This window comes from Rheinheimera sp. (genome assembly GCF_036568245.1).
In the GTDB taxonomy this organism is placed as follows: domain Bacteria; phylum Pseudomonadota; class Gammaproteobacteria; order Enterobacterales; family Alteromonadaceae; genus Alishewanella.
The window spans coordinates 1-10,237 of the sequence record NZ_DATCSY010000075.1 but is presented as its reverse complement, the minus strand read 5'-3'; the positions used below and the strand labels follow the sequence as shown (position 1 = coordinate 10,237).

At 52.5% G+C, this 10,237-nt stretch carries 8 protein-coding genes; 1 reads left to right on the top strand and 7 read right to left on the bottom strand.

What is annotated here, in order from left to right; all coding sequences use genetic code 11:
• From cydD to VIN66_RS03325, 6 genes are all read right to left on the bottom strand, one after another.
• A partial coding sequence (cydD, locus tag VIN66_RS03350) for a thiol reductant ABC exporter subunit CydD (RefSeq protein WP_331922669.1) occupies positions 1-1,682 on the bottom strand: 1,682 nt, incomplete at its 3' end.
• Positions 1,648-1,761 carry a cytochrome bd-I oxidase subunit CydX gene (gene cydX / locus VIN66_RS03345; protein WP_331922668.1) on the bottom strand — a complete coding sequence of 38 codons (114 nt, stop codon included), beginning with the start codon at positions 1,759-1,761 and terminating at the stop codon, positions 1,648-1,650. The genes cydD and cydX, both read right to left, overlap by 35 nt.
• Before the next feature lie 24 nt (positions 1,762-1,785).
• Positions 1,786-2,922 (bottom strand): cytochrome d ubiquinol oxidase subunit II, encoded by a 1,137-nt coding sequence (cydB, locus tag VIN66_RS03340; RefSeq protein ID WP_331922667.1) that lies wholly within the window; start codon positions 2,920-2,922, stop codon positions 1,786-1,788.
• Position 2,923: 1 nt separating this feature from the next.
• A complete protein-coding gene (locus VIN66_RS03335) occupies positions 2,924-4,489 on the bottom strand; it encodes a cytochrome ubiquinol oxidase subunit I (protein ID WP_349257529.1) in 1,566 nt (521 codons plus the stop codon).
• A gap of 133 nt (positions 4,490-4,622) precedes the next feature.
• The gene (locus VIN66_RS03330) at positions 4,623-5,483 is read right to left on the bottom strand and encodes a MurR/RpiR family transcriptional regulator (protein ID WP_331922665.1); all 861 of its coding nucleotides are present in this window, start codon (positions 5,481-5,483) and stop codon (positions 4,623-4,625) included.
• Positions 5,484-5,630: 147 nt separating this feature from the next.
• Positions 5,631-8,387, bottom strand: a complete 2,757-nt coding sequence (locus tag VIN66_RS03325) for a TonB-dependent receptor domain-containing protein (RefSeq protein ID WP_331922664.1) — start codon at positions 8,385-8,387, stop codon at positions 5,631-5,633.
• 200 nt (positions 8,388-8,587) lie between these two features.
• On the opposite strand from VIN66_RS03325, the gene VIN66_RS03320 reads away from it, so the two are divergent.
• Positions 8,588-9,790, top strand: a complete 1,203-nt coding sequence (locus tag VIN66_RS03320; protein ID WP_331922663.1) for an anhydro-N-acetylmuramic acid kinase — start codon at positions 8,588-8,590, stop codon at positions 9,788-9,790.
• Positions 9,791-9,873: 83 nt separating this feature from the next.
• Here the strand turns inward: VIN66_RS03320 and VIN66_RS03315 are convergent, their stop codons facing one another.
• Complete coding sequence (locus VIN66_RS03315) at positions 9,874-10,119, bottom strand: EF-hand domain-containing protein (RefSeq protein WP_331922662.1); 246 nt, start codon at positions 10,117-10,119, stop codon at positions 9,874-9,876.
• Positions 10,120-10,237 lie beyond the last annotated feature (118 nt).

Genomic DNA, 10,237 nt, shown 5'->3' with positions numbered 1-10,237 from the left:
AGACCATGTAACTGGTGGCTAATGATGATCAGCGTCTTACCCGCACTTAGCTGGCCGATCAGCTGATGCAGCCTGTACGCCGTGGCGGCGTCCAGATGAGCGGTTGGCTCGTCCAGCAGCCAAAGCTTAGTATCCTGCAATAACAGCTGTGCCAGCGCCAGCCGTTGCAACTGACCACCGGATAAACCCAGTCCGCGCTCACCGAGTGGCGTCTCCAGGCCCAGTGGCAGCTGGCAAATTAGTGGCCAAAGCTCTACCTGTTGCAGAGCACTGATCAGCTGGCCGTCGGTAGCACCGGCTGCGGCAAGGCGCAGGTTATCGGCAATGCTGGCGGCAGCAATGCTGCTGTGCTGCGCCATATAACCCAGTTGCTGCTGCCAGTGAGCGCGTTCCAGCTGTTGCAGCGACAGCCCGTTGACAGCAATATTGCCCTGATAGGGCACAAACCCCAGTAATGCATGTAACACACTGGATTTACCGGCCCCGCTGGGGCCCTGTAATGCGACACGCGCACCCGCAGCCAATGAGAAACTCAGTGGTGCCAGCCGCTGGCGGTTATCATCGCTGATGATTTGCAGCTGCTCAACGCTTAACTGAGGGGCGCTTTGCAGCGTCAGCCGCTGCGAGCCCGGATGTTGCCAGCTATGGCTGTGCAGCACTGGGGTTAGTTCAGTAATGGCTGCTTCAGCCTGCGCTTTGGCATGATAGTCGCTTCCTAACTGGCGTAGCGGCGCATAAAACTCCGGTGCCAGCAGCAGAATAAACAGCGCGCCCTGATACGGAACCGGGATCTCACCTTTGGCCCAGGGCAAAATACCCAGTAACCCCAGCCCAAGATAAAGCGCCAGCAGGGCAATCGCCAGCGCCGAGAAAAACTCCAGCACGGCAGTGGATAAAAACGCCAGCTTTAACACCTGCATACTGCTGTCACGATAGTGCCCGGCTGCATTGGCTACTGTCGCACTGGCCCGCTCAGTGGCTTGCAGTTGTTGCAAGGTGCTGACGCCGCGTACCAGATCAAGAAAGCGGCCACTCATGCGGCTTAGCTGCTGCAGCTGGCGCTGACTGGCGGCGGCTGCAGCATTGCCAAGTAACACCATAAAGACCGGCACCAGAGGCGCGGTAATAAGCAGAATAACCGCTGCCAGTGGGCTGTAGACAAAGGTTGCTGTCACCAGCAGCAACGGCGTGATCAGCACCAGATAACGCTGCACATAATAACGGCTGATAAACCCATCCAGTGCATCTACCTGCTCCAGCACGGCGCTGCTTAAGCTGCCATCACTGCCATACCGGCTTTTGCCTGGCCCGGCTTGCGCCAGTTTATCCAGCAAAGTGGTGCGAAGGTCAACGCGTATCTGCTGGCTGGCACGCAGGCTTAGCTGCTCGCGGCCATATTGTAATAACGGCCGTCCCAACAGGCACAGCGCCAGCCAGGGCAGCAGTGTGCCCAGTAGTGCAACAGCGTCAGTGTTCAGCGGGTTTAGCGCACTGCTGCCGGTTAGCCAACTGGCAAACAGTACCGACAGCAGATAGCTTTGCAGAATAAATAACAGGCAGGCTAAAACCGCCAGGCCCAGAGCAGCAAATAACGCAGGCTGCTGTGGGCGTAACAACTGTTTTAGCTGTGTACCGGCGTGGTTTGGGCTAGTCAGCTTGGTTTTCCTCGCCTTCGTAGCCATTTAACTCCAGCCACATGGCGTTGATAATGCCAAATGAGCAGGCCAGTAATACCCCTAAAATCCAGGCAAAATACCACATAATTGGCTCCTTCTTAGTCGGTTATCAGTACAGCGAATGGCTGTTGTCACGGATGTGCTGCTCGTTTAAGCGGCCACGCATGACAAAATAACTCCATGCGGTGTAAGCCAGAATAAGCGGCACAAAGACACAGGCCACCACAAGCATGATCATCAGTGTGGTTTCACTGGCAGTTGCATCCCACATGGTCAGGCTGTGCGCCGGCATTGAGCTTGACGGCATCACAAACGGGAACATGCTGATACCGGCGGTTAAGATCACCATCGCCATAGCAACTGATGAGCTGATAAAGGCCAATACATGGCGTTGGCCTTTGCTGGCCAGCGCGCACAGTAAAAACGCGGCTACACCAAGCGTCGGCACCAGCCATAGCAGTGGCCATTTGCCATAGTTGCTAAACCAGGCACCGCTGACCATTGCCACGGCTTTTTCTGTAGTACGGTTGGCGCCATTGGTATCAATGACGCTGTTTACCACATAACCGTCGATGCCGAAGTACAACCAAACCCCGGCTAATACAAACACCGCAGCACATACCAGCGACGTTAAGGTCGCTAACTTTTCACTGCGCTGTTTTAAATCGGCTTCGGTTTTCAGTTGCAGGTAAGCCGCGCCGTGGTTAACAAACATCAGCAGGCTAAGAACGCCGGCCAGCAGTGCAAACGGGTTTAACAGCGCCCAAAAGCTGCCGGTGTAGTGCAGGCGTAGAATATCGTCAAAGTGAAACGGCACCCCCTGCAGCAGGTTGCCAAAGGCCACGCCGAAAATCAGTGCCGGTATGGCAGAGCCTGCCGTTAAAGCCCAGTCCCAGCGGTTACGCCAGGTGTCACTGTCTATTTTGGCGCGGTATTCAAAGCCAATAGGCCGTAAGAACAGGGCGAATAATGTCAGCATCAGTGCCAGGTAAAAACCACTGAACGATGCCGCATAAACGGTAGGCCAGGCGGCGAACAAAGCGCCACCGGCAGTGATAAGCCATACCTGATTACCATCCCAGTGCGGCGCTATGGCATTGATCATCACCCGGCGCTCATCATTGCTGTTACCTATCACTTTAAGCAGGGCTGCAACACCCATATCAAAACCATCGGTGATGGCAAAGCCAATCAGTAACACACCAATTAACAGCCACCAGATAAACCGTAGTGCTTCGTAATCCATGTTATGCCTCCTTCGCGCCAGCTGGGGTTTCTAAATCATATTTACCGGTATGCAGGCTGGAAGGCCCGAGCCTGGCGTACTTGGTCATCAGCCACATTTCGATGATGACAAAGATGGTATACAGCACCATTATGCTGCCTAAGCTGATCCAGATGTCTGTTACCGTCAGCTGTGACACCGCCATATGGGTTGGCAGAATTTCACCTATAGCCCAGGGCTGGCGGCCATATTCAGCAACAAACCAGCCGGCTTCACTGGCCAGCCAGGGCAGAGGCAGGCTGAACAGCGCAAATCTGAGCAGCCATCTGGGCTTTTGCACCGTGCGCCGCGCACTGTGCCAGAATGCCAGCGTAAACAGCACTAACATTGAGACACCACAAGCCACCATCAGGCGGAAACTCCAGAACAGCGGGCCTACCGCCGGGATAGAGTCTTCCACTGCCTGGGCAATCTGCTCATTAGTCGCATTGGCGACATCATCGGTATAGGCTGTCAGTAACATGCCGTAGCCCAAATCGTCACTCAGCTGATTAAAGCGCTCAGCCGTGGCGGCCGACTTATCGCCAGCGCGGTATTGCTGCAGCAATACATAAGCTTCCTGACCGCGGATAATGCGCTCTAAATGTTGCTTTTTCAGATCGGATAACCCGGTAACTTCCTCATCCAGAGAACGGGTGGCGATCAGCCCCAGTACCGCCGGTATTTTTAATGCGTAGTCAGTTTTTTCGGCTTCGCGGTCAGGAATACCAAATACGGTAAAAGCGGCCGGTGCCGGATGGGTATGCCACTCAGCTTCAACCGCGGCCAGTTTGACTTTTTGCACGTCGCCGAGCTCGTAACCGGACTCATCCCCCAGCACGATCACGGACAACGCACTGGCCAGGCCAAAAGCCGATGCGATGGCAAAGCTGCGCCGGGCAAAGGCTAAATCACGGCCTTTTAGTAAATACCAACTGGAAATCGCCAGTACAAAAATGGCCCCGGTGACATAGCCGGCTGATACGGTGTGGACAAACTTTACCTGCGCCACCGGGTTTAACAGCACGTCAGCAAAGCTGGTCAGTTCCATGCGCATGGTATCGATATTAAACACCGAACCAACAGGGTGCTGCATCCAGCCATTGGCAACCAGGATCCACAGCGCAGACAGGTTAGTCGCCAGCGCCATCAGCCAGGTGACCGCTAAGTGTTTTTCTTTACTTAAACGGTCCCAGCCAAAAAAGAACAGGCCAAACAGCGTTGATTCAAGAAAGAACGCCATCAGGGCTTCAATCGCCAGCGGTGCGCCAAAAATATCGCCGACATAATGCGAATAGTAGGACCAGTTGGTACCAAACTGGAACTCCATCGCAATGCCGGTGGTGACCCCCAGCGCAAAGTTAATACCAAACAACTTACCCCAGAACTTGGTCATGTCGCGGTAAATGGTTTTACCGGTCATCACATAAACCGATTCCATAATGGCCAGCAAAAATGACAGGCCAAGAGTAAGAGGCACAAACAGGAAGTGGATCATTGCCGTAAAGGCGAACTGAAGTCGGGACAGGTCTACAATATCCATCTGCATACTCCGCGTGAGCAGGTTAATGGGAAGCCGTACCTACAAAGTAGTACAGTGACACCACTATACAAGCTAACGCGGCGAACACTTATGCGCTGGATCAAGCTTTTACCGCACTACATTAGCGGTTTTGCAAGTACTAGCGTTTTCGGGCTAAAAAGGTGTCGACGGCTTTATTGGATGCTGCCAGTTTTTTGCGGCCTTGCGGGCAGGTTTGGGTTAACAGAATAAACAGCGTATCGATAACCAGCTCCTGCGCATTACGGGCCAGGATCGACGACAGCCGGGCAGAGCTTTCATCCGCTACCGTATATAAATTCAGCCCGGCCAGTTTAGCCACACTGTTGCTGCCGTAGGCGGTAATACTGATGATCTGCACACCGTTGGCCGCCGCTTGTTCGGTAATTTTTACGCTGTCCGGCGTTTCGCCCGATTCACTCAGCACTACCAGTACATCTTCACCGGTGTAATTGGCGATATTGGCCAGCTGGATATGGGTATCGGTTTCGGCCAATGCAGCCGTGCCGAGCTTTTGCAGCTTGTATGAGAAATCTTTCGCCACCAGTGCCGAACCGCCTTTACCGCACAACAACACCCGTTTGGCAGTGCGTAGCCACAACGCGGCCTGCTCATAACTGGTTTGTGAGTTAATAGCATGGGTTTTTTGCAACACATTAATTTTACTGGCCAGCAGTTTTTCCCGCATGGTACTGAAAGTATCATCCAGCGAAATTTCACCGTGCAGCTTGTCGCCGCTGATAGCCGGTACCTGATGATGCAGGCTGTCGCTGATGGCAAATTTAAAATCAGGGTAGCCTTTATAGCCTAGTTTTTGCGTAAAGCGCACCACGCTTGCCTGGCTGATGCCGACTGCTTTGGCCAGCATTTGTGAGGGCATATCGCGGATATGGTCCGGGTTGGCCAGAATATAGTCGGCCAGTTGCTGCTCTGCGCGCGGCAGTTTTTCACGCAAGGCATTTATTTTATCAAGTACAGACATCCATTCGTCCTGTTTATGGCGTCAGAGGCACAGTTTTCTGCCATCCGGCCTGATACGGTAAAAACGATATAGTCAGCAGCTTATTATGACAGGAGCAAATTGAAAAGCCCGGCCTGCAATACAGGCCGGGAAACACCGTGTCCGGGATTAGAACGCGGGGGTGTAGCGCAGTGAAATACCTAAAGTGCGGCCCAGAACCGGGTAGTCACTTACGGTATTAAAGTGGTTAGCACCTGAGGCCGGCAGTGGTGGCTCTTTGTCCAGCAGGTTATCAATACCGGCTGTTACGCTAAGCTCGTCCGTTGCTTGCCAGGAGGCGGCCAGATCAATATAGTTTTGCGCGCCGATGCTGATGCTACGGTCTGCGGCATTTTCAACTTCGCCGATACGACGCCAGCCCAGCTGCACACCTACGGTGTCCAGATTCCAGTCCAGTGTCATGCGGTGCTTGTAGTCTGCCTGCAGCACGCTGGCAAAGTCACCCGAACAGGCGCTGCCAAAGGTGCCTTTACAGTCGATAGCCGCGACAGTGGCGTTGTTCTGCCTGGTTTGCTTGGTGATAAGCGTACCCTGGTAGCTCAGCTTCATGGCACCACCCAGTACTTCAGGGGCGTTAAAACGATAGTTTACTGCTAAATCTATACCGTCCTGCTGTACCGCAGCCAGGTTAAAGTCGTTAACGATAGCGGTGCTGATTAAACCGGTTTGCGGGTCACGCAGTACAGCGTCACACAGTGGGTTACCGGCAACAGGGTTATCGATATAACAGTTTTTCAGTGCAGCAGCTGGCTGGATTTGGCTAACAGCATCGGTAATTTCGATGGTGTAGTAATCCAGCGTAACGTCAAAGCCATTCAGGTAAGACGGTGTATAAACGATACCCACAGTGGTGGATTCTGCCTGCTCTGGTTTGATGTTAGGGTTACCACCATAGGTATAGCTGGCGGTTGAGGCATCAAACGGCGTACCGACAGGGGCTGCACCATAACGGGCACACTGCTCGGCATTACCGGTACCCAGTAAACACGGGTCACCATCGAAGCGGCCGGCAAACCGCGGTACGAACTGATCGCTGGTCTGGTCAAACAAGGCCAGTGATAACGCTGTGATTGGGCTGGCGAACTCGCCCAGGTTTGGTGCGCGGAATGCGGTCTGGTGGCTGGCGCGGATACGCACATCGCTGTTAATTGCCCAGTTCAGGCCCAGTTTGTAAGTGTTTTCTGCATCAGTGTTTGAGTACTCTGAAATGCGGTAAGCACCTTCAAAATCTAACTGGTCAAAGAAAGGCTGATCAAACAGTAACGGCACTAAGACTTCTGCATACACTTCTTTGCTGTCAAAGCCGGCATCCATATCAAACACACCAACAGAGGCAAAGCTGGTGCCGTTACGGAACGCATCGCCCGGTGTTTGTTTACCGGTTTCTTTACGGTATTCGTAACCCAGTGCATAGCTTACTGCGCCGGCTGGCAGTTCAAACAGCGGGGCTGAATCGCCTGATAAGGTTGCCGCCAACACGCTTTGCGTACGCTCGCGGTTTGAATACAGTAGCGGGGCGCCAAAATTGGTTAAATCCAGCGCCGGGTCAAAAATGTCGCTGCTGTTGGCGATAGCGCCAAAGCGGCTGGCACCGCTGTTATTAATCTTGTAGGCATTGTTATAGATGGTTGAGGTTTCATCGGTACTGCCGTACTGCGCATACACATCGTAGCTTAAGCTGTCGGTTAAAATGCCTTTTAAACCCAGCTGGAACTGGCTGGATTCACGCACGGCGGCGGTGTATTGCAGGCCCAGGCCCAGGTTACGTTCAACATTTACCAGTGCATTGCCGTTGGCATCAAAGGTAATTAAATCACGTGCAGCCGCCGGAATATAAGGGTTGTCAGCGGTTAATGTAACCTGCTCGTTTACGGTAACCGGGGTTTGGCCAGCTGCACCGGCGCCATCTACTTTCACTTTGGCGTACATACCACGGCCATACAGCTCGGCGTAGTCGCTTAATTCAACACCAAAGAATAAACCGGCTGATAAGCGGTCCATCGGTTGGATCAGGTTGCGCTCACCGGTGACGTTTACTGTGTTGCGGCCGGCAGTAACCGCGCCGTTATTGTCGATACCGAAGCTATTGCCTGAGGCAACATCGGTATAAAAACCGCCGGTATTGATAATGCTGCCGCTGTTTTGCATCGCCCAGCTGCGCTCGCCTGCCAGCAGGTCTTTACGCTCAGAGTAGCCAACGTAACCGGTAATATGACCACGGCCACTGGCAATGTCGCCACCGAAAATCGCTTCGGTATTGAATTTCTCAGCGCCGCCATCAGCGGTTTCATAGCTGGCCGACAGTTCAACACCGTCAAACTTGTCGTCCATAATAAAGTTTACTACGCCGGCTACTGCATCGGCGCCGTACACGGCTGCTGCACCACCGGTTAATACGTCAACACGTTTAATCAGGCCGGCCGGGATAATATTCACATCAACTGAGTTACGGAAACTAAACGGTACAGCGCGGGTGCCATTAATCAGCACCAGGGTGCGGTTCTGGCCCAGGCTGCGCAGGTCGATAGTGGATGAACCTAAAGAGTCACCTACCGTTGCGCCTGTGGCGTTGGCTCCGGCTGCCGCCTGTGGCAATTTGGCAGTAATGTCTTCAACGTTTACCGCGCGGTCAAGCTGGATTTGTACTTCATCGACAGAAGCCACCGGGCTTGATGCTACCAGTTCAGTACGGGCAATACGTGAACCGGTTATGGTGATCACTTCGGTTTTTTCCGCACCGGCTTGGGCATCAGTCTGTTGGGCCAGCGCTAACTGGCTGAATAGAGCCAGGTTTACCGCCAGAGCCAGTTTCGAAGCCTGGCGCAGGTTGCGCCGGGTATTTTGTTTGCTGAGGTAAGATGTCATCTGTGTATACTCCCTGTTGCTAACGCAATAGTGTCGGTTAGGGTTTATGAATTATTTATACATTGTTGTTTGTATTTTTATGAATATATACCCCAGAGTTGCTGGCTTTGCAATTTTATTTAGTTAATATGTATGTATTGTCGGATAAATTATTCATGTTAAAGTCGCTGCCTATCGACAGCAGTGTTTAAGGAATTGTTATGCACAGCCATATTCAGCAGTTATTTGATATTGCAGCTAAACCCAGCCGTAAGGTAATAGGCCTGATGAGCGGAACCTCGCTTGACGGCCTGGACGTTGCCTTGTGCGAGCTTTGCGGTGACGGCCTGGATACGGGCATCAGGCTGTTGCAATTTACCACGGTAGATTATGCCGCCGATTACAAACAGCGGGTTAAGGCGGTGTTTTCTAAACGCGATGTCGACTTACAGGCCGTTACGCTGTTAAACCCCTGGATAGGCATAGAGCATGGCCGGATGATTAATCAGTGTTTAGAACAGTGGCAGTTAAAAGCCGCAGATGGTGATATTATTGCCAGCCACGGCCAAACCATTTTTCACTGCCCGAAACGCCAGCACAATATCGCTGAATATGGCAACGCCACGCTGCAGATAGGCGATGGCGATCATCTGGCGGTCACCACCGGCATTACCACCATCAGCGACTTTCGCCAAAAGCACATTGCCGCCGGTGGCGAGGGCGCGCCACTGGCAGTGTATGGCGATTACCTGCTGTTTAGCAGCCGCGATGAAAACCGCATTATGCTCAATATCGGCGGCATAGCTAACTTTACCTGGCTGCCACAAACGCTGGACGCTGAAGCGGTATTCAGCAGTGATATCGGCCCCGGTAATACCATGATGGATGCCTTTATTCAAAAACATTACCCGGGTAAATATTTCGATAAAGACTCATCGCTGGCTAAAGCCGGTAGCGTGAGTGAGCCTTTACTGAACGCATTAAAACAGGATGGTTTTTTCGCGCTTAATTTCCCCAAAACCACCGGGCCGGAAGTGTTTAACCTAAGCTATCTGGCCAAAGCGCAGCAGCAATCAGGCACAGAGGCGTTAAGCCATGGCGATATTATGGCGACGTTAAACCGTTTCTCGGCTGATATGATTATCAGCGCAATACAGCAAACCACCGCACAGCTTGATAACTTTGTGATTTACGCCAGCGGCGGTGGTATTCATAACCCGTTACTGATGAGCCAGATTCAGCAGGCCCTGCCGGATGTCAGCATTAAAACCACGGCTGAGCTGGGCATTAACCCCGATGCCAAAGAAGCGGTGTTATTTGCGGTACTGGCCAATGAGTGTTTAGTGGGCGGTAAACAGAAATTCAGTAACGCCCGCGAAGGTATACCGGGTGTCACCATGGGTAAGATCAGTTTTGCGGATTAAGTGGTACCGTTAACAGACGGGGCGGTTTGCCTGATATTGCAAAAGCAGCAAACCGCAAACGTTAAACGCAGTATTTGAACAACTTAGTATTCGAACCAGCAGTCCTGCCACCAGGCCAGAAACTCCGCAAAGTCGATATAACCATTGTTATTGCTGTCGATAAGTTTAAAACCTTCTTCCACATGGCTCACTTTGGTTTTCGGTGCCAACGTGGTTAGCAGCTCAATAAATTCCGGTAAATCAATACGGCCATTGCCGTCACGGTCGAAAAACTCAAAATGACCTTTTATCTCTGCGATTTGCTGCTGCGACAAACTTTCAGTATTCACACCTATAACCTTGTTTGTTAATAAATTTACCGCCCCAGTGTACTGCGCGCTGAAAAGCCTGTCTATGCCGCAGGCTAACGGCGGGCTTACTGCGAACGGTAAAATTGAGGCAGAGCTT